Below are 20793 nucleotides of genomic sequence, written 5' to 3'. Positions count from 1 at the left end.
GGGCTTCTCGGAGCCCCGCTGTTCCAGCCCCGCCGGCGATTGAGGCGCGGGGGTTCGGGGGCAGAGCCCCCGACCGCGGCGCGGCACCCGCTACGGCACCCGCGGAACGGACTGCTTGTTGTCCTGCCGGGGCTTCGGCTCGTCGCCCCCCGACAGCGCCAGCCAGCTGCCCAGGCCGACCGCGGCGGCCAGGGCCACCGCCACCGCGGACAGGGTCAGCCGCCGCTTGCGGGCGGCCTCGGCGCGGTGCCGGGCCGAGCCGGGCCGGTGCCCGCCGGCCGGGCGCGGCACGCGGGCCGTGCCCAGCGCCCCGCCCGCCAGCTCGTCCGGCCCCGGCACCCGCATCGAGGTGTGGGTGTCCCGGTTGGAGTCGGTCGCCGACCCCGGCACCAGGGGCACCACGCTGCGCCGTCGCACCGGGTCGGCGGAGGGTTCCTCCGGGGCGGCGGGCTCCGGCTCCGCGTCGTCCGGCTCGTCCACGTCCAGCGGCGGCATCCCGGCCAGCATCGGCAGCAGGTCGCGCAGCCGGACCGACAGCTCCGAGGCCCGCAGCCGCGAGGCCGGGGCCTTGGCCAGGCATTGCACGATGAGCTGCCACAGCTCGTCCGGGATCCCCGGCAGCGGGACGACCGTCTCGGTCACGTGCCGCCGCAGGACCGCGCCCGGGTGGCCCCCGCCGAAGGGCGTGAATCCGGCCAGCAGCTCGTACAGGACGGTGGCCAGGGCGTATATGTCGACGGCCGCGCGCGGGGGGAGCCCCTCCACGATCTCCGGCGCCAGGTAGTCCGGGGTGCCGATGATGCGCGTCGTCGGTGCGGTGGCCCGGCCCGCGGTGGCCCGCCGGGGGGAGTCGATCAGCTTGGCCACGCCGAAGTCGGTCAGCAGGGCCGGGTGCGAACCGCCCGGGCCGAGCGGGCCCTGCATGTCCAGCAGGACGTTCTCCGGCTTGACGTCGCGGTGGACCACCCCCGCCGCGTGCGCCGCGGCCAGCGCGTCGGCGACGTCCGCGACGATCGCCACGGCCGCCTCGGGCGCCAGCCGGCGCTCGCGGTCGAGCCGCGTGCGCAGGTCCGTACCGCGGACGAGGTCCATGACGAGGGCGAGGTCGTTGCCGTCCACGACGAGGTCGCGGACGGAGACGACGTGCGGATGCTCCAGGCCGAGCAGGGCGCTGCGCTCCTGGACGAAGCGTCCGACCAGTTCCTGGTCGGACGCGAGGTCCTCGCGCAGGAGTTTGACGGCGACGGGCCCGTCGGGCCCCTCGCCCAGCCACACCGTGCCCGCGCTGCCGCGCCCCAGGATCTGGTGCGCGGTGTACCGGCTGCCGATCTTCCGTGCCACGACTGCTCCCTCAGTGGCTGGCGTACGCCCCAAAGCTACGCGGCCCGGCGGGCTTCGGAGGCAAGCAGGGGGCCCGATTCGCGACGACCTTCACTTCTGGGGGCGAAATCACGTGCCGGATGTCGACAAATCCACGAAGTCGTCGCCGGGCCCTGTCTCAGGGGTTGGCGGGGCCAGAGGAGCCCGAGTTCGCCGCGTCCCCGATCGTGGTGACCCAGTCGACGACTCCGGAGCCCCAGGCCCAGACCTGGTCCCACCATCCCTTGCCCGTGCCGACCCATTCCTGGAGCGGGGTGAGCTCCCAGATCAGCCAGCCCGCCACGAAGAACACCAGGATCAGCACCAGGCAGCCCTTGAGGCAGCCGAGGCCGGGGATCCGCACCGGGTTGGCGCTGCGGCGGCGCGGCTCGCGCGGCTCCCGGGGGGCCGGCGGCTGCGGCGGGGCCTGCTGGGGCTGCTGCGGCTGCCGGTACTGGGGCTGCTGGGGCTGTTGCGGCTGCTGGTACTGCTGGGGCTGGCGCTGCTGCGGCTGGTAGTGCTGCGGGGGCGGGGGCGCGTACTGCTGCTGCGGAGGCTGCTGCGGCTGGCGGTACTGCGGCTGCTGAGGCTGCTGGTACTGCTGCTGCTGCGGCGGCGGTCCCTGCCGGTACTGCGGCGGCTGCTGGGGCCGGTGCTGCGGCGGCGGGGGCGCCTGGCGCTGCGGGCGGCGGCGCAGCGGGTCGTCCTCCGGGTCGAGGTACTGGATCTGCGTCTGCTCGTTGCGGTCGCGGGCGGCCCGCATCTGGTTCTGCCACGGGTGCGGCGCGTCCGGCTGCTGCACGGGCGGCATGACCGAGGTCGGGTCGGCCCCGGGGCCCCCGGTGCTCGGCAGCACCGAGGTGGCGTCGGCGGCGCCGACCGGCGGCATGACGCTGGTCATCGCGTTCGGGTCGTAGGCGCCCGCCGGGGAGCCCGCCCCGGACGGCAGCACCTGGGTGGGGTCCGCGGCGCCGGGGGTCTCGGGGACCGGGGCGGGCGAGGGGTCGGGCGCGAGGAGGGCGCCCACACCGAGCGCGGCCTCCACGTCGGCGGCCGAGGAGTGCACGCCGATGCCGGCGGCCACCACGCGCAGGGCGCGGGCCAGGCTCTGCGCGCTGGGGCGCTCGTTCGGCTCCTTGCGCAGGCAGCGCTCGACGACCGTCCAGAGCGGCTCGGGCACGGTCGAGGGGCGCTGCGGCTCCTCGCTGAGGTGGCGGTGGAGCACTTCGAGCGCGGTGCCCCCGGCGAACGGCGGGCGGCCGGTGAGCAGCTCGTAGAGCAGGATGCCGGCGCCGTAGATGTCGACGGCGGAGGTCTGGGGCCGGCCCTCGGCGGACTCGGGGGCGACGTAGGCCGGGGTGCCGACGAACTCGTGGGTGCGGGTCAGGCCCGGGGAGTCGGCGAGGCGGGCGATGCCGAAGTCGGTCAGCATCGGCTTCATCTGGCCGCCGCGCTCGTCGAGGAGCACGTTGGCGGGCTTCAGGTCGCGGTGCACGACGCCGTCGGCGTGGCTGGCGGCGAGCGCGTCGGCGATCTGGGCGGTCAGCAGGCTCGCGGCGACCGGCGTGAAGGGGCCGTTCTCGCGCAGGTAGCGGTGCAGGTCCGGACCGTCGATCAGGTCCATGACCAGGGCGAGCAGGTCGCCCTCGACGACGAGGTCGCGGGTGCGCACGATGTTGGAGTGCGTCAGGCGCAGCAGGACCGAGCGCTCGCGCAGGAAGCGCATGACGATGTCCGCGTCCTGGGCCAGCTCCTCCTTGAGGACCTTGATGGCCACGGTCTCGCCGGGCTGTCCCGCGACGGCGGCCTCCGCACCGGCGGTCTCCCGCTGGCGGGCGCGCCAGACGGTACCCGTGGCGCCGCGCCCGAGCGGCTCCTCGAGCAGGTATTTACTGCCGACTGGCCGCACGTCTCGCGCTCCCCTGCTGTCGTCTGCTGTGGTCGATCCGTCGAGTGGGTTTTCCGGCCCACTCTAGGGGGTGTCCCCCGGGAAGACGCGGGTCCCCGGAGGTTGGTTGCCGCACATATGTACGGAGGGTGACGTTTTCGGGGTATGCCGCAGGCGATTTTCACCTTGTTTCCCCCGCTCGCGGTCCGGATTCGATCGACCCCCGGCGCACCCCGCGACAGATCAAGATCATTTCTTGCCGGGTGCCGGGCGTGTTGTCCGCGACAGGTGCGAGGATGCACCCGTACGGAACGGCACGGGACGGGAGCCGCGCCTTCCGGGCAGACCTGACCGGACGACGCGTCCGTGCCGGGCGGGGGGCGATCGGGCAGTCATGTCACGGGGTCCCCTGCCGGGCGCACGCACCGCGCACCGCGCAGAAGGGACCGCTGACGGCGATGCAGATCCGGCTGACCGTCCTCGGGTCGCGCAGCGGCCACCAGGCCGCGACCGCCCCGGCGAGCTGTGACGTGCTCGTCACCGCGCCCGTCGGCACCGCGCTGGCCGCGGTCGCCTCCGGACTCGCGGCCACCGTCGGCGGCCCCGACACCGGGGGCACGGTCGTGCTGTACGCGGGCTCCGAGCGCCTCGACCTGCAGCGGCGGGTGCTGGGCGAGCCGCCGCTGGTGGACGGCGCGGTGCTGGCGCTGCACGCGCCGATGCCGGACGTACTGCCCGAGGACGGCCTGGGCGCACCCCAGCTGCACGTCGTGGCCGGACCCGACGCGGGCGGGGTGCACCTGCTGCACGGCGGGCAGATCCGGGTGGGCCGGTCCGGCGACGCCGACGTCCCGCTGGACGACCCCGACGTCTCCCGGATGCACTGCGCGGTGACGGTGGTCCACGAAGGCCGGGTCGCCGTGGCCGATCTGAACTCGACGAATGGCACCACCCTCGACGGCTCCCCGGTCGGCGCCCAGCCGGTCGCCCTGCCCCCGGGAGCCCTGCTGCGGGTCGGCGAGTCCACCCTGCGACTGGCGCCCGCGGGCACGCCCTCGCTGCCGGTGACCCCCGACCAGGAGGGCCACCTGGCCCTCGCCGCACCCGGCGGGCACCAAGCCGCCGACGGCCCCGACGGCCCCACGGGTGCCTTCCCCGACGCCCCCGGCACGGCCGCGGGCGCCCGCGGCCCGGCCGGCCCCGGCCTTGGGGCGTACGCCCCGCCCGCGCCGGCCGCCGCCCCCGGCACGCCACCGGACGCCTCCGGCACGCCCACCGAGGCCGCCGGGCCGTACGGACCGGCCGGTGCGGCCCACCCGGGCTCCCCCGGCCCCTCCGGCGCCCCCGGACCGGACGGCGCCCGGCCCGGCTCCGGACGCCGCAAGGGCCTCGGTGCGTGGGCCCGCAAATGGGTGCGCGGCGAGGACGCCGCGGAGGCCCTGCCGGAGACCGTCGTCACCGCCGCCGCGCCGCACCCCGACGACCCGGCCGCGCTGCTGCTGGCCGCGATGGGGCCGACCGGGCGCCTGTGGTCCCGTACCTCCGGGCCGGCCGGCCGGGACGCGCTGCTGGAGGTCGGGCTCGGCGCCGGGAGCCGGGTGTCCCTGCCCGCCGTCGGCGCCCTCGGCATCGCCGGCCCGCGGCCCCGGCTGTCCGGGGCCGCCCGCTGGGTGGTCGCGCAGCTCGCGGGGCTGCACGCCCCGGGACAGCTGGAGATCGTGCTCGTCAGCGCCGACCGGGCCCGGCCGCTCGCCGACCGGCGGCGCGACTGGGGCTGGCTGGGCTGGCTGCCCCACGTACGGCCCGCGCACGGCCAGGACTGCCGTCTGCTCCTCGCCTACGACCGCGACCAGGCCGCCGCCCGCACCGCCGAGCTGACCCGGCGCCTGGACGACGGCCCGCTCGGCGCCCACTGGGCGAGCGCCCCCGCCGGACAGGTCCGCGAGGCGGCCGGCGCCCACGCGGGCCCGTACACGCTCCTGGTCCTGGACGGCGACCCCGGCACCGGCGCGCTGCGCGACATCACCGGCCGGCTCGCCTCGCACGGCCCGGCCGCCGGGATCCACGTCCTGGCGCTCGCCGAGGCCCCGGCCGCCACCCCCGCCTCGCCCGTCTCCGACACCTACGAGACCGCCTGCGCGGCCACCCCGGCCTTCCGGGACTGCGGTGCCGTCGCCCTCCTCAGCGGGGACGTGGCCACGGCCGTACGGACCTTCGAGGTCTGCGGCGGCCGGCCGGTCCCCACCGGCGCCACGGCCGTCTCCGACGCCGTCTCCACGGCCTGGGCCGAGCGGTTCGCCCGGGCGCTGGCGCCCCTGCGGCCCACCGACGGCGGTGCCGGCGGGCCGAGCCGCCCCACGGCGGCCACCCTGCCGGCCACGGCCCGGCTGCTGGACGAGCTGGGGCTGGCCCGGGCCACTCCGGCCTCCCTGATGGCCCGCTGGGCGGCCGCCACCGACCAGGGGCAGGGCCAGGGCGGCCTGGCCGAGATCGTGCTGGGCAGCGGACGGCGCGGGCCCGTCGGCACCGAGCTGGTCCACGACGGCCCGCACCTGATCGTCGAGGGCCCCGCCGGAAGCGGGCGGACCGAGCTGCTGCGCTCGGTGGCCGCGTCGCTGTCCGCGGGCGCCCGGCCCGACCGGCTCGGGCTGCTCCTCCTCGACGGGGCGGGCGGCGAGCGCGGCGACGGACTGCTGCCCTGCACCGAGCTGCCTCACGTCTCCGCCCACCTGGTCGCCTCCGATCCGCTGCGCATGCGGGAGTTCGCGCAGGCGCTGGGTGCGGAGCTCAAGCGGCGCGCCGAGCTGCTGGACGGCGTGCCCTTCGCCGAGTGGCACGCGCAGCGCGAGGTGTCCGGCCGGATGGTGGCGCCCCGCCGGCCCGCGCCGGGCGAGGTCCGCGGCGACGGCGGCCCGGCCGCCGGCCGGCCGGGCCAGGGCGAGCCGGTACGGACGGGGACGCTCCGGCTGCGCGCCGCGGCCACCCGTACGGATCCGGTCGGGCCGAGCCCGCTGCCCCGCCTGGTGGTGCTGGTGGACGACCTCGACGCGCTGGTCGCACCCGGGCTGGGCAGTGCGGGGCGCCCCGCCGCCGGTTCGGTGGTCCGGGCGCTGGAGGCGGTGGCCCGGGACGGCGCCCGGCTCGGCGTGCACCTGGTGGCGAGCACCTCCCGCCCGGACCGTACGGCCGACACCGGTCCGGCCCGGATGGCGCCCCTGCGGGTGGAGCTCGACGCGCCGGACCAGCCGGGGCCCGGCCGTGGCGTGCTGCGCTTCGCGGACGGCCGTACGGTCCCGTTCCAGGCCGGCCGGGTCACCGGGCGGATCCCCCGGACGGCGACCCTGCGGCCGACGGTGGTGCCCGTGGAGTGGGAGCGGATGGGCGATCCGCCGGCCCGCAGGCCGGTGCGCGAGCTGGGCAACGGCCCGACCGACCTCGCGCTGCTGGCGAGCGCCCTGGACCGGGCCGCGCACCTGGTCTCGGCGACACCCGTGCTGTTCCCGCCGGCTCCCTGAGCCGGCCCGGGAGCCGGCCCGGCCTCGCGCGTGTCACCGCGACGCGGTATTGCGGGGCCGCGCGGGTCGGCGTAGACCTTGTGGTCCGGGACACACCACGGGTATCGGGGGCAGAGCCATGCGCGAGCACGGAACGAGCCGTACGCATCTCAGGTGGGCGGCGCTGGCCGCGGCGGGCGCACTCGCGCTGACCGCGTGCGGCGGCGACGCCGGGCAGGAGCCCCGGCCGCCCCAGGGCGCCACGGCCTCGCCGGGGGTGCAGTTACCGAGGCTGGACGGGGAGAAGCTCCAGGTCGCGGCGGTCTGGACGGGCCCCGAGCAGGAGAACTTCACCAAGGTCCTCAAGGAGTTCGAGAAGCGGACGGGGGCCACCGTCACCTTCGTCCCGGCCCAGGACCCGATCGTCACCTTCCTCGGCACGAAGATCGCCGGCGGGGCCCCGCCGGACGTGGCGCTGCTGCCGCAGGTCGGGGCACTGGTCTCGGCGGTGCAGAACAAGTGGGCGCAGCCGGTGGGCCCGGAGGCGCAGGCGCAGCTGGACAAGAACTACTCGGCGGGCTGGAAGTCGCTGGGCGCGGTCGGCGGTACCCAGTACGGCGTCTACTACAAGGCCGCCAACAAGTCGCTGATCTGGTACAACGCGAAGGCCTTCGAGGCGGCGGGCGTCAAACCGCCGAAGACCTGGAAGGAACTGATCACCGCGGCGGACACCCTGTCGGCGTCGGGCACCCCGGCGGTCTCGGTGGCGGGCGCGGACGGCTGGACCCTCACGGACTGGTTCGAGAACATCTACCTCTCCCAGTCGGGCCCGGAGAAGTACGACCGGCTGGCCAAGCACGAGATCAAGTGGACCGACGACAGCGTCAAGCAGGCCCTGACCACGCTCGGCGAACTGTTCGGACGGGGGGACTTCCTGGCGGGCGGCACGAGCGGGGCGCTGGCCACCGAGTTCCCGAAGTCGGTGACGCAGACCTTCACGGGCGGCGACCGGCCGGCGGCCGCGATGGTCTTCGAGGGCGACTTCGTCGCGGTGAACATCGCGCAGACCGAGGCGAAGATCGGCGAGGACGCCCTCGTCTTCCCGTTCCCGGCGGTCGGCGCGAAGGCGCCGGTGGTCTCGGGCGGTGACGTGGCCGTCGCGCTGAAGCCGTCGAAGGGCGCGCAGGCGCTGCTGACCTTCCTGGCGTCGCCGGACGCGGCGCAGATCCAGGCCCGCGAGGGCGGTTTCCTCTCCCCCAACAAGTCGGTCGACCCGGCGGTGTACCCGAACGACATCCAGCGCGGCATCGCCCAGTCGCTGATCGCGGCGGGCGACGACTTCCGCTTCGACATGTCGGACCAGGCACCGGCGGCCTTCGGAGGGACCCCGGGCGCGGGCGAGTGGAAGGCGCTGCAGGACTTCCTGGCCAACCCCTCCGACGTGGCGGGCACCCAGGCGAAACTGGAGGCGGACGCGGCCAAGGCCTACGGGAACTGATCCCCGTGACGGCCTCCGCCGCGCACGGCCCGTCCGCCGAGGCACGGCGCCGCCGCCTGGTGGCGGCGGCGTTCCTGCTGCCGGCCCTCGTGCTGCTCGGCGCGCTCGTCGTGCAGCCGATCGGCTACTCCCTCTACCGCAGCTTCTTCGACCGCTCCGGCGACGTGTTCGTCGGCGGCGACAACTACCGGGAGATCTTCGCCGACGACGGCATCCGCACCGCCCTGAAGAACACGGCGGTGTGGGTGGTGCTCGCCCCGGCCACGGCCACCGCCCTCGGGCTGATCTTCGCGGTGCTCACCGAACGGGTGCGCTGGGGAACGGCGTTCAAACTGCTGGTGTTCATGCCGATGGCGATCTCGATGCTGGCGGCGGGCATCATCTTCCGGCTCGTCTACGACCACGACCCGGGCCGCGGCGTCGCCAACGCGGTCTGGGTCGGCGTCCACGACACCTTCGCGCAGTCCTCGGCCTTCCCCAAGGCCCGGCCGGGCCGTGACTCGCCGCTGACGGACGCCGGCGGGGGCGCCTTCGTGACCCGCGAGCCGGTGCGCGCCGGGGTCCCGGTGCTGCTCCCGCTGGTGGGCGTGGCCCCGGAGACGCTGCCCGGGGGGACCCGTACGGCGGGCACCGCGGCGGCCGTGCCGGGGGAGGTCACCGGCACCGTCTGGCAGGACTTCACCCGGGGCGGGGGCGGCGCGACGAACGTCGTCGACCCGAGCGAGCAGGGCTTCGCCGGGATGCGGATCGAGGCGGTGCGGGACGGCCGGGTCGTCGATACGGCGACGGCCCGGGCCGACGGCACCTTCACTCTGTCCGCGAAGGCCGACGGAGCCCTGCTGCGGCTGCCCGCGGTGAACTTCCGGGAGGCGTACGGCGGGGTGCAGTGGCTCGGCCCGGCGCTCGTCACCCCGGCGGTCATCGGGGCGTACGTGTGGATGTGGGCCGGGTTCGCGATGGTGCTGATCGGGGCCGGGCTGGCGGCCGTACCGCGCGAGCTGCTGGAGGCGGCGCGGGTGGACGGGGCGAACGAGTGGCAGGTGTTCCGGCGGATCACCGTCCCGCTGCTGGCTCCCCTGCTGGCGGTCGTGCTCGTCACACTCGTCATCAACGTCATGAAGATCTTCGACCTGGTCTTCGTGATCGCGCCGGGCGCGGTCCAGGACGACGCCAACGTGCTGGCGCTCCAGCTGTACCGGACGTCCTTCGGCACCGACGCCGATCCGGGGCTGGGCAGCGCCATCGCCGTGCTGCTGCTGGTGCTGGTGATTCCGGTGATGCTCGTGAACATCCGCCGCCTGCGGAAGGAGGGGGCCCGATGAGCCGTTCCGACACGGCGCCGGCCACGCGACCGGCGGCAGGGGCCGCGCGCCCCGCGGGCGGCCTGGCGGGGCGGGCCGCCGGCCGGCTGGCCGGCGGGGCCGTGCGCGTCTTCCTGGTCGTGGCGGCGCTCTTCTGGCTGCTGCCCACCCTGGGCCTGCTGATCTCCTCCCTCGTCGCCCCGGCCGACCTGAACGAGGGCGGCTGGTGGCAGGTGTTCGGCGCGCCCTCACGCCTGACCGCCGAGAACTACGAGCGGCTGCTGGCCAACGAGACGATCACCGGCTCCCTGCTGAACACGTTCGCGATCGCGGTGCCGGCGACCTTGCTGGTGCTGGCCCTGGGCGCGTTCGCCGGATACGCCTTCGCCTGGCTGGAGTTCCCCGGCCGGGACTGGCTCTTCCTCGTCGTCGTCGGACTGCTCGTCGTACCCGTGCAGGTGGCGCTGATCCCGGTGTCGGAACTCTTCGGCACCATCGGGCTGTTCGAGACCACGGCGGGCGTGGTGCTCTTCCACACCGCCTTCGGGCTGCCCTTCGCGGTGTTCCTGCTGCGCAACTTCTTTGCGGAGATCCCGCGCGAGCTGCTGGAGGCGGCCCGGCTCGACGGGGCGGGTGAACTGCGGCTGTTCACCCGGGTGGTGCTGCCGCTGGGCGGCCCGGCGATCGCCTCGCTCGGCATCTTCCAGTTCCTGTGGGTGTGGAACGACATGCTCGTCGCGCTGGTCTTCGCCGACTCGGCGCATCCGCCGATCACGGTCGCCCTCCAGCAGCAGGTACGGCAGTTCGGGAACAACATCGACGTGCTGGCGCCCGGCGCGTTCCTGTCGATGGTGGTCCCGCTCGTCGTCTTCTTCGCCTTCCAGCGGCAGTTCGTCACGGGGGTGATGGCCGGCGCGGTCAAGTAGCCCGGCCCCATGTGGCGGCCTGGTCCCGCGTGACGGCACGGCCTTCGCGTGGCGGGCGTCCGTCCCCCCGTGCGGCGTCGACGCTCCGTAACCCGAATGCCGCACGCCGCGTAACCCGGCCGCCACGCCGGGGGTTCCTGGGCGGAATGCCCGCGCCGACCCCTGGATGTGCCGTGCCCCGGTTCAGCGTCATCGTGCCCGCGTACAAGGTCCAGGCCTATCTCGGGGAGAGTCTGGACTCGGTCCTGACGCAGTCCTGCCCGGACCTGGAACTGATCGCGGTCGACGACGCCTCCCCCGACGCCTGCGGTTCGATCATCGACGAGTACGCGGCCCGCGACCCCCGGGTGACCGCGGTGCACCTCGCGCACAACCTGGGGCTGGGGCCGGCCCGGAACGCGGGCCTGGCCCGGGCCACCGGCGACTACCTGATCTTCCTCGACGGCGACGACACCCTCGTCCCGGGCGCCCTGCAGGCCCTCACCAACCGGCTGAAGGTCACCGGCTCCCCCGACGTCCTGATCTACGACTACGCGCGCGCCTACTGGTCCGGGGAAGTGGTGCGCAACCGGCTCTCGCACCGGCTGTCCGAGGAGGGCCCAGCCAGCTTCCGGCTCGCCGACCGCCCGGCCCTGCTCGCGATGCTGATGGTGGTGTGGAACAAGGCGTACCGCCGTGAGTACGTCGAACGCGAAGGCCTTCAATTCCCGCCGGGACTGTACGAGGACACCCCCTGGACCTACCCGGCGCTGCTCGCGGCGGAGTCCGTCGCCGTGCTGGACCGGGTCTGCGTCCACTACCGCCAGCGGCGCACCGGATCGATCCTGACCACCTCCACCCCCCGCCACCTGGAGATCTTCGACCAGTACGACCGGGTCTTCGGCTATCTCGCCGGGCGGCCCGAGCTGGAGCGCTGGCGCTCCACCCTGCACCGCCGGATGGCCGAGCACTTCTGCGCCGTCCACGCCGACACGCGCCGCCTCCCGCGCGCCGGCCGGGCCGAGTTCTTCGCCCGCGCCTCCGACCTGCTGCGCCGCCACCGCGCCCCGGGCGCCCGCGGTTCGCTGCCGCTGTCCCTGTCGCGGACCAACCGGATCCGGCACGCCCTGATGCGGCTGGGCGCCCGGCGCTGCTACCGGCTGCTGTCGGTGCTGCGCCGGGCGGGGCTCGCCCTGGGCCGGGCCGCGTCGGAGCTGGGGCGGGGCCTGCGGGAGTCCGCGCTGCGGCTGCACTACCGGATCCAGCGGCTGCTGCCGCTGCGCCCACAGCTCGCGGTCTTCTCCGCGTACTGGCACGGCGGCTACGCCTGCAACCCGGCGGCGATCGAGGCGAAGCTGCGGGAACTGGCGCCCCGGATGCGGACGGCGTGGATCTGCGACCCGGCGCACGCGGCGACGCTCCCGCGGGAGACGGTGGCGCTGCGGCCGGGTTCGGCGGCGTACTGGAGCGCCCTGGCGCGGGCCGGATATCTGGTCACGAACGTCAACTTCGACCGTGCGCTGGTCAAGCGGCCCGGCCAGGTCCTGCTGCAGACGCAGCACGGGACCCCGCTCAAGCGGGTCGGCCTCGACCTCCAGGACCGGCCGGCGGCCACCCCCACCACGGACTTCGCGGGCCTGCTGCGCGGCGCCGACCAGTGGGACTACCTGCTCTCCTCGAACCGGCACTCCACGCTGGTCTGGGAGAAGGCCGTACCGTCCTCCTACACGACCCTCGAATACGGCTACCCGCGCAACGACGTCTTCCACCGGGCGACCCGTTCGGACGTGCTGGAGCTGCGCGAGCGGCTGGGGATCCCGGCGGGCTCGACGGCGATCCTGTACGCGCCCACCCACCGCGACTACCGCCGCAGCCGGCCCGACCACCTGGACTTCGAGCGGCTCCTGCAGGAGCTGGGCCCGCGCTTCACGGTGCTGTTCCGCACGCACCTGACGTACGCGAACGCACCCGACCGCCCGTGGGAACCCCACCCGCGTCTGCTGGACGTCTCCGCCCACCCCTCGGTGGAGGAGCTGTGCCTGGCCTCCGACGCACTGGTCACGGACTACTCGTCCCTGATGTTCGACTACGCGGCGCTGGACCGGCCGATCGTGATCCACGCGGAAGACTGGGAGGCGTACGAGGCGGCCCGCGGCACGTACTTCGACCTGCGCTCCTGCCCGCCGGGCGCGATCGCCCGCACCCAGGAGGAGCTGGTGGACATCTTCACCACGGGCCACTGGCAGGGCTCGCGCTCCGCGCAGCTGCGCTCCGCGTTCCGCGCCCGCTTCTGCAGTTACGACGACGGCCACGCGGCGGAGCGGGTGGTCCGCCGGGTCTTCCTGGGCCAGCCCACCCCGGCCCCGCCGGTCGTCCCCCTCCCGGACCGCCACCCGGCCCCCGCACCCCCACCGACCACCACCCCGGAGCCGGCCCTGGCCCACGTCCGGCCGTAGTCGGAGCCGACGCCGCCCGGCGGCCGCCACGGCGAAGCGGCTTTCACGAGGCGGCCGGGACCCCCGTCACGCCGGGTCCGTGGGCGACTTCAGGCCGGCCACCACCTGGTGGGCCAGGGTGTCCAGGTGGGCGGGGGTCACCGCGTCGCGGACGACGACCTGGCGCCAGTAGAGCGGGCCGATCAGCAGGTCGAGGGCGTGGTCGGGGCTGATCTGCGCCGGGAGTTCGCCGCGGGCTACGGCGTCCGCGACGATGCCCTGTGCCATGCGGTGCTGGCCGTCCAGGAGGGCGCCGCGGACCGCGTCGGCGATCTCCGGATTGCGGGAGGCCTCGACCAGGAGGTCGGGGATCACCGCCGAGGCCACGGGGTGCCGCAGCACGTGTGACATGACCTCCAGCAGGGCGCGTACGTCCCCGTAGAGCGAGCCGGTCGCCGGCACCGGCAGGCCGTCCGCCGCGAAGGCGCCGATCAGGTCCAGCACCAGGTGGAGCTTGGACTTCCAGCGCCGGTACACGGCGGTCTTGCCGACCCCGGCGCGCCGCGCGATGCCCTCGATGGACATCCGCGAGAAGCCGACCGCCGCCAGTTCCTCCAGCACCGCGTCGCGGATCGCCTCGGTCACGTCCTCGCGCAGGACGGCGGCACCGGCCGGAGCACGACGGGCGGGGGCGGAGGAGGCGGGGTCCGTGGTCATGCACAGAGCATAGCCGCGCCTCGTCACGACGATACGGTTGCGTTCCATCGGTCGACGCCATAACCTCGCCGTAGCGACGATACGGACCCGTCCCGACCAACGTCGAAAGCGAAAGCGAACCCAGTGACCACCGCGACCGCATCCAAGACCGCGCCAGGTACCTCCGCGGAACTCGCCCGGCTGGCCGCCGCCCACGGCCTCACGCTCAGCGGCGCCCGCCCCACGCTCCCCCGCTACATCGCCCAGCTCTGGCAGCGCCGCCACTTCGTGACCGCGTACGCGAACGCCCGTATGCAGGCCACCTACAGCACGGCGAAGCTCGGCCAGGTCTGGCGCCTGATGACCCCGCTGCTCAACGCAGCGGTCTACTACTTCATCTTCGGCCTCGTCCTGAAGGCCAGCCACGGCGTGCCGGACTACGTCCCCTTCCTGATCACCGGCATCTTCGTCTGGGACTTCATCAGCAGCTCCGTCAACGCCGGCACCCGCGCCGTCCACAGCAACCTCGGCCTGGTCCGCGCCCTGCACTTCCCCCGCGCGAGCCTGCCCCTCTCCACCGTCGTACAGCTCTTCCAGCAGCTGCTCGTCTCCATGGCCGCCCTGGTCGTCCTGCTGCTCGCCTTCGGCCAACGGCCCGGCCCGGCCTGGCTCCTGGCCCTGCCGGCGCTCCTGCTGACGGCCGTCTTCGCCGCCGGCTGCGCCATGGTCATGGCCCGTATCGGCAGCAGGAGCCCCGACGTCAGCCAGCTGATGCCGTTCGTCCTGCGGACGTGGATGTACGCCTCGGGCGTCATGTGGTCCATCGACCAGATGCTCGGCAAGAACGACCTGCCGCACTGGGTGCTGACGGCCCTCAAGGTCAACCCGCCGGCGGTCTACATCGACCTGATGCGCTTCGCACTGATCGACAGCTTCCCCGCGCACGCCCTCCCGCACCACGTGTGGCCGCTGGCCGTCGGCTGGGCGCTGCTCGCGGGCTTCGGCGGGTTCACCTACTTCTGGAAGGCAGAGGAGGCGTACGGACGTGGCTGAAACGAAGACCGACACCCGGGTGCCCACCGTGATCGCGGACGGGGTCCACGTCATCTACAAGGTGCACGGCAGCGGAGCCCGCAAGGGCGGCGCCACCGCCGCCCTCAACCGGCTCTTCTCCCGCGGGGCCACCCCCGGCATGCGCGAGGTGCACGCGGTCAAAGGCGTCTCCTTCACCGCGTATGAGGGCGAGGCCATCGGCCTCATCGGCTCCAACGGTTCGGGCAAGTCCACGCTGCTGAAGGCCATCGCCGGCCTCCAGCCGGTGGCCCGCGGCCGGATCTTCTCGCACGGCCAGCCGTCCCTGCTGGGCGTGAACGCCGCCCTGATGAACGATCTGACGGGCGAACGCAACGTCATCCTCGGCGGCCTCGCGATGGGCATGTCCCGGCAGCAGATCCGCGAGCGCTACCAGGGCATCGTCGACTTCTCCGGCATCAACGAGAAGGGCGACTTCATCTCCCTGCCGATGCGGACGTACTCCTCCGGCATGGGCGCCCGGCTGCGGTTCTCCATCGCCGCCGCCAAGGACCACGACGTCCTGATGATCGACGAGGCACTGGCCACGGGCGACGCGGCCTTCCAGCGGCGCAGCCAGGCCCGCATCGAGGAGCTCCGCGAGCGCGCCGGCACCGTCTTCCTGGTCAGCCATGCCGTCAACACCGTCCGCGAGACCTGCGACCGCGCGATCTGGCTGGACTCGGGCGTCCTGCGCATGGACGGCCCGGCGGAAGAAGTCTGCGCCGCCTACGAAGCCTCCACCCATCCCGGCCCCGCCGGCGCTTGAGGCGCTCTTCCAGCCCCGCCGGCGTCTGAGGCTCGGGGGCAGCTCCCCCGCAACGGCGCCGCACCCGCGGCACAGCAACGAACGGGCCGGGCCCGGGACCACTTCGGTCCCGGGCCCGGCCCGTTCGGCACGGCTACGCCATCACCATCAGCTGTGCGCGCGCAGCAGGCTCCGCATCGTCCGCATCGCCACCGACAGGTTCGCCAGGTCGAAGTCGTCCGAGCCCCGGATCTCCTCCAGGGTCGTCCGGGCCCGCCCGATGATCGCCGCGTTCTTCTCCTCCCACGCCGTGAAGCGCTCCTCGGGAGTCGAGGCGCCGTTGCCCACCGACAGCACGTCCGCCGTCAGGGCCGCGTGCGCCGCGAACAGGTCCTCGCGGATCGACGCACGGGCCATGGACTGCCAGCGGTCGGCCCGCGGCAGCTCGATGATCCGGTCCATCAGCTGGGTGATGTCCAGGCGGTCGGCGAGGTCGTAGTACACCTCGGCGACACCCAGCGGGTCCACGCCCGTCCGGTCCGCGATCGCGACGATGTCCAGGGTCGGGAAGGCCGAGGAGAATCCGGCGACCTTCGCCGCCAGCTCCTCCGGCACGCCCTCACCGGTCAGCTCGTCCATGACCAGCTGGTACCACTCCAGGTCCGCGCCGCGCACCAGCTTCGGCAGCTCCGCCCACACCCCGGCCACGCGCTCCCCGAAGAAGGCGATGGTCTCGGTGATCTGCAGCGGCTGCGGCCGGTTGTTGAGCAGCCAGCGGGTACCGCGCTCGACCAGACGGCGCGAGTGCAGGCGCACCCGGGTCTGGACGTCGGCGGCCACCTTGTTGTCGAGCGCCTCCACCGCGTCCCACACGTCGGCCAGGCCGAAGATCTCGCGGGCCGCGAGCTGCGCCCGGACGATCTCCTCCGTGGAGGCTCCGGTCTCCTCCCGCAGGCGGTGCAGGAAGGTCGAACCACCGGTGTTGACGGTGTCGTTGACCAGGATCGTCGTGATGATCTCGCGGCGCAGCGCGTGCGCGTCGATCTGCTCGGCGAACTTCTCGCCCAGGACCGCCGGGAAGTACGCGAAGAGCAGGCGGCGCAGGTACGGGTCGTCCGGCAGCCCGGTGACGATGAGCTCGTCCGCCGTCGTGATCTTGGTGTACGCGAACAGCACGGCCAGCTCCGGCTGGGTCAGACCCTTGCCGTTGTTGAGCAGTTCGCGGATCTGCCGGTCGGTCGGCAGGAACTCCAGCTCGCGGTTGAGCAGGCCGGCACCCTCCAGGCGGCGCATGAAGCGCTGCTGGGCGTGGAGCAGGCTGGGCGCCTGCGCCGAGCCGTTGGCCAGGGCGGTGTTCTGCGCGTAGTTGTTGCGCAGCACCAGGCGGCCGACCTCGTCGGTCATCTGCGCGAGCAGCTTGTTGCGCTGCTTGACGGTCATGTCGCCGTCGGCGACGACCGCGTTGAGCAGGATCTTGATGTTCACCTCGTGGTCGGAGGTGTCCACGCCCGCGCTGTTGTCGATGGCGTCGGTGTTGACCTTGCCGCCCTCGCCGCCGGCACCGCTGCGGGCGAACTCGATACGGCCGAGCTGGGTCAGGCCCAGGTTGCCGCCCTCGCCGATGACCTGCGCCCGCACGTCGCAGCCGTTGACGCGGATGGCGTCGTTGGCCTTGTCGCCGACATCGGCGTGGGTCTCGGAGGTCGCCTTGACGTAGGTGCCGATGCCGCCGTTCCACACCAGGTCCACGGGGGCCTTGAGGATGGCCTGCATCAGGTCGGCCGGGGTCATCTTGGTGACGCCTGCCTCGATGCCGAGGGCCGCCCGCATCTGGGCGGTGACCGGGACGGCCTTGGCCGAACGCGGGTGGATGCCGCCGCCCGCCGAGATCAGCGAGGTGTCGTAGTCCGCCCACGAGGAGCGCGGCAGCTCGAACAGGCGCCGGCGCTCGGCGTACGAGACGGCCGCGTCCGGGGTCGGGTCGATGAAGATGTGACGGTGGTCGAAGGCGGCCACCAGGCGGATGTGCTCGGAGAGCAGCATGCCGTTGCCGAAGACGTCACCGGACATGTCGCCGACGCCGACGACGGTGAAGTCCTGGGTCTGGGTGTCGTGGCCCAGCTCGCGGAAGTGCCGCTTGACGGACTCCCACGCGCCGCGGGCGGTGATGCCCATGCCCTTGTGGTCGTAGCCGGCCGAGCCGCCCGACGCGAAGGCGTCGCCGAGCCAGAAGCCGTAGGCCTCCGCCACGCCGTTGGCGATGTCGGAGAAGGTCGCGGTGCCCTTGTCGGCGGCGACGACGAGGTAGGTGTCGTCCTCGTCGTGACGGACCACGCTGCGCGGCGGCACGACCTCGCCGGCGACCATGTTGTCGGTGATGTCGAGCAGCGCCGAGATGAAGATCTTGTACGAGGCGATGCCCTCGGCGAGCCAGGCGTCGCGGTCCACCGACGGGTCGGGGAGGTTCTTGGCGACGAAGCCGCCCTTGGCGCCGACCGGCACGATGACGGTGTTCTTGACCATCTGCGCCTTGACCAGGCCGAGGATCTCCGTACGGAAGTCCTCGCGGCGGTCGGACCAGCGCAGGCCGCCTCGGGCGACCTTGCCGAAGCGCAGGTGGACGCCCTCGACGCGCGGGGAGTACACCCAGATCTCGAAGGCCGGGCGCGGGGCCGGCAGGTCCGGGATGGCCTGCGGGTCGAACTTCATCGACACGTAGGCGTGCTGCTCGCCCTGGGAGTCGAGCTGGAAGAAGTTCGTGCGCAGGGTGGCCTTGATGAGGGTGAGGAAGGCCCGCAGGATGCGGTCCTCGTCGAGCGAGGCGACCTGGTCCAGGGCCCCGTCCAGCTCCTCCAGCATCGCGTCCACGAGCTCGCTGCCGGCGGCCTGGCGGACGGGCGACATCCGGGCCTCGAAGAGCGAGACCAGCAGCCGAGTGGTGTGGACGTTGTTGCGGAGGGTGTCCTCCATGTAGTCCTGGCTGAAGGTGGAGCCGGCCTGGCGCATGTACTTGGCGTACGCGCGCAGGACGACGGCCTGACGCCAGGTCAGACCGGCACTCAGCACGAGGGTGTTGAAGTTGTCGTTCTCGGCCTGGCCGTTCCAGACGGCCGCGAAGGCGTCCTGGAACCGCTCGCGGGCGTCGTCGCCGAGGTCGCCCGCCGAGAGCCGCAGACCGAAGTCGTAGATCCACGCGTTCGTGCGGTCGGCGCAGCGCAGCTCGTACGGGCGCTCGTCGGTGACCTCGACGCCGAGGCGCTGGAGGACGGGCAGGACGGCGGACAGGGAGACCTGCTCACCGGCGCGGTAGATCTTGAAGCGGCGTTCGCCGGGGCCCGCGCCGACGGGCTCGTACAGCGACAGCGCGAAGTTCTTGTCGCTGCCGCGCAGCTTCTCCAGGTGCACCAGGTCGGCGACGGCGGCACGCGGCGAGTGGTCGGCCTTGTAGCCCTCGGAGAAGGCGTTGCCGTAGCGGCGCAGCAGCTCCGCGGCGCGCTCCTCGCCGAGCTCGGCGTTGAGGGCCTGGTCGAAGCCGTCGGCCCAGGAGCGGGCGGCCTCGACGAGGCGGCCCTCGATGCGCTCGACGTCGCCGTCGGTCAGCATGGGCAGCTCGGTGCCCTGCGGGACGCGCACGACGAAGTGGATGCGGGAGAGGATCGACTCGGTGTTCCAGGCGGTGAAGTCGACGCTGATGCCGCCGAGCTCCTCGCGCAGGATGTCCATCAGGCGCAGCCGCACACCGGTGGTGAAGCGGTCGCGGGGCAGGTAGACCAGCGCCGAGTAGTAGCGCCCGTACTCGTCCTGGCGCAGGTACAGCCGCAGCCGGCGGCGCTCTTGCAGGTAGAGGACCGAGGTGACGATGGACTGGAGCTGGTCGACCGGGGTCTGGAACAGCTCGTCGCGCGGGTAGGTCTCCAGGATCTGCGTCAGGTCGCGGCCGTCGTGGCTGGACGGCGAGAAGCCGGCCCGCTCCAGGACCTCGGCGACCTTGCGGCGGATGACCGGCACGCGGCGCACGGACTCGGTGTACGCGGCGGAGGAGAACAGACCGAGGAAGCGGCGCTCGCCGACGACGTTGCCGTCGGCGTCGAACTTCTTCACGCCCACGTAGTCGAGGTACGAGGGGCGGTGCACGGTGGAACGGCTGTTGGCCTTGGTCAGCACCAGCAGGCGGTGCTCGCGGGCCTTGGCGCGGGCGTCGGCGGGCAGCCGGTTGAAGGACGGCGAGACGGGGTGGCCGTCCTCCTTGCCGCTGTGGTGCGGGTCGGAGCGCAGGATGCCGAGGCCGGTGCCGGGCACGGCAGCCAGGGCGTCACCGTCGACGAGGTTGTACTCGCGGTAGCCGAGGAAGGTGAAGTGGTCGTCGGCGAGCCAGCGCAGCAGCTCACGGGCCTCTTCGAGCTCGTACTCGCGCAGGTCGGGGGCGGTGGGCTCGTCGGGCAGGCCGTCGGCGATGCGCAGCGCGGCCTCGCGCATCTTCTCCCAGTCCTCGACGGACTCGCGGACATCGGACAGGACGCGCTGCAGGTCGACGGTGATCTGCTTGAGGTCGGCGCGGTCGGTCTCGCGGTCGATCTCGACGTGGATCCAGGACTCGACGAGGGAGTCGTGGGGGCGCGCGGTGCGGGGACCGTGCGCGTCGCAGTCGGGGCCGAGGATCTCGATCAGCTTGCCGGTGATGTCACGGCGGACGACGACCTGCGGGTGGATCACGACGTGGATGCCGCGGCCCTGGCGGGACAGCTCGTTGGTCACGGAGTCCACGAGGAAGGGCATGTCGTCGGTGACGACCTCGACGACGGAGTGGCTGGAGGTCCAGCCGTTCTCCTCCACCGTCGGGGTGTGCACGCGCACGTTCGCGGTGCCCTGCGGCCGGTTCTCGGCCAGCCGGTAGTGCGAGAGCGCGGCTCCGAATACATCGACCGGGTCCCGGTCCGTGAGGTCCTCGGGCGCCGTGTGCAGGTAGTAGCGCTGGAGGTAGGAGAGGACGGTGTCCTGGTCCGGCCGCTCTCCCTGCTCGGACCCAGTCGGAAGTAGCCCCCCGGCCGGGCTGTGCTCAGCTACCCGGGCCGCCCGTGCGAGCAGCTCGGCCTTTGCTTCGTCCAGCTTGGTCTGCATGTCCTCTGGCTCCTGTCGCGCGCCATTGCGTGACGTAGGTGAAGGAAGGAATGACATAGCGCCTCGAGGCGGGGTGCCCGTTCCGAATCGACGCTATGCCGTCGAGAGAGCCGACCGGGAGGGAATGAGCCAAGATCGGCCGGCGGTCCCGGTGGCGGGGATCAGCGATGGCCCGGGCACTGTCGTACGCCGGGCGCAGGCCGGAGGCTCCAGTGCCCCCGATGGATATCGCGCTGATCACGGGTACAAGGCTATCCCGACCTACCCCCAGGTCGTCATT

11 protein-coding genes are annotated in these 20793 nt (G+C 73.5%); 7 read left to right on the top strand and 4 right to left on the bottom strand.

What is annotated here, in order from left to right; all coding sequences use genetic code 11:
- Positions 1 to 90 precede the first annotated feature (90 nt).
- Positions 91 to 1341 carry a serine/threonine-protein kinase gene (locus AAT21_RS00145; RefSeq protein WP_046774710.1) on the bottom strand — a complete coding sequence of 417 codons (1251 nt, stop codon included), beginning with the start codon at positions 1339 to 1341 and terminating at the stop codon, positions 91 to 93.
- A gap of 157 nt (positions 1342 to 1498) precedes the next feature.
- On the bottom strand, positions 1499 to 3268 hold the full coding sequence (locus tag AAT21_RS00140) for a serine/threonine-protein kinase (protein ID WP_046774709.1): 1770 nt from the start codon (positions 3266 to 3268) through the stop codon (positions 1499 to 1501).
- A gap of 437 nt (positions 3269 to 3705) precedes the next feature.
- Here AAT21_RS00140 and AAT21_RS00135 point away from each other — a divergent pair, with 437 nt between their 5' ends.
- From AAT21_RS00135 to AAT21_RS00115, 5 genes are all read left to right on the top strand, one after another.
- Positions 3706 to 6762 carry an FHA domain-containing protein gene (locus tag AAT21_RS00135; RefSeq protein ID WP_046775463.1) on the top strand — a complete coding sequence of 1019 codons (3057 nt, stop codon included), beginning with the start codon at positions 3706 to 3708 and terminating at the stop codon, positions 6760 to 6762.
- A 118-nt stretch (positions 6763 to 6880) separates the two neighbouring features.
- Positions 6881 to 8239 (top strand): ABC transporter substrate-binding protein, encoded by a 1359-nt coding sequence (locus tag AAT21_RS00130; protein WP_046774708.1) that lies wholly within the window; start codon positions 6881 to 6883, stop codon positions 8237 to 8239.
- A 5-nt stretch (positions 8240 to 8244) separates the two neighbouring features.
- Entirely contained in the window at positions 8245 to 9561 is a 1317-nt protein-coding gene (locus AAT21_RS00125) for a carbohydrate ABC transporter permease (RefSeq protein ID WP_046774707.1), read from the top strand.
- Positions 9558 to 10466, top strand: coding sequence for a carbohydrate ABC transporter permease (locus tag AAT21_RS00120; protein WP_046774706.1), 909 nt, complete (start codon positions 9558 to 9560; stop codon positions 10464 to 10466). The genes AAT21_RS00125 and AAT21_RS00120 overlap by 4 nt, the downstream gene beginning before the upstream one ends.
- A 173-nt stretch (positions 10467 to 10639) precedes the next feature.
- Positions 10640 to 12901 (top strand): bifunctional glycosyltransferase/CDP-glycerol:glycerophosphate glycerophosphotransferase, encoded by a 2262-nt coding sequence (locus tag AAT21_RS00115; RefSeq protein WP_046774705.1) that lies wholly within the window; start codon positions 10640 to 10642, stop codon positions 12899 to 12901.
- 66 nt (positions 12902 to 12967) lie between these two features.
- Here the strand turns inward: AAT21_RS00115 and AAT21_RS00110 are convergent, their stop codons facing one another.
- Entirely contained in the window at positions 12968 to 13597 is a 630-nt protein-coding gene (locus AAT21_RS00110) for a TetR/AcrR family transcriptional regulator (RefSeq protein ID WP_046775462.1), read from the bottom strand.
- A gap of 123 nt (positions 13598 to 13720) precedes the next feature.
- Here AAT21_RS00110 and AAT21_RS00105 point away from each other — a divergent pair, with 123 nt between their 5' ends.
- Positions 13721 to 14629 (top strand): ABC transporter permease, encoded by a 909-nt coding sequence (locus AAT21_RS00105; RefSeq protein ID WP_046774704.1) that lies wholly within the window; start codon positions 13721 to 13723, stop codon positions 14627 to 14629.
- Positions 14622 to 15416: an ABC transporter ATP-binding protein gene (locus tag AAT21_RS00100; RefSeq protein WP_046774703.1), complete on the top strand. Its 795-nt coding sequence runs from the start codon at positions 14622 to 14624 to the stop codon at positions 15414 to 15416. Before AAT21_RS00105 ends, AAT21_RS00100 begins: the two co-directional genes overlap by 8 nt.
- A 147-nt stretch (positions 15417 to 15563) precedes the next feature.
- Here AAT21_RS00100 and AAT21_RS00095 read toward each other — a convergent pair whose 3' ends face one another.
- Complete coding sequence (locus AAT21_RS00095) at positions 15564 to 20513, bottom strand: NAD-glutamate dehydrogenase (RefSeq protein WP_046774702.1); 4950 nt, start codon at positions 20511 to 20513, stop codon at positions 15564 to 15566.
- Positions 20514 to 20793 lie beyond the last annotated feature (280 nt).

The organism is Streptomyces yangpuensis (assembly GCF_001005295.1).
Taxonomy (GTDB): Bacteria; Actinomycetota; Actinomycetes; order Streptomycetales; family Streptomycetaceae; genus Streptomyces; species Streptomyces yangpuensis.
The sequence above is the reverse complement of the archived record's forward strand: the minus strand, read 5'-3'. Positions and strand labels throughout refer to the sequence as shown.

Coding starts and splice junctions, on each gene's coding strand:
- AAT21_RS00120 (WP_046774706.1), top strand. CDS start 9,558: ATGAGCCGTTCCGACACGGCGCCGGCCACGCGACCGGCGGCAGGGGCC.
- AAT21_RS00095 (WP_046774702.1), bottom strand. CDS start 20,513: ATGCAGACCAAGCTGGACGAAGCAAAGGCCGAGCTGCTCGCACGGGCG.
- AAT21_RS00135 (WP_046775463.1), top strand. CDS start 3,706: ATGCAGATCCGGCTGACCGTCCTCGGGTCGCGCAGCGGCCACCAGGCC.
- AAT21_RS00110 (WP_046775462.1), bottom strand. CDS start 13,597: ATGACCACGGACCCCGCCTCCTCCGCCCCCGCCCGTCGTGCTCCGGCC.
- AAT21_RS00130 (WP_046774708.1), top strand. CDS start 6,881: ATGCGCGAGCACGGAACGAGCCGTACGCATCTCAGGTGGGCGGCGCTG.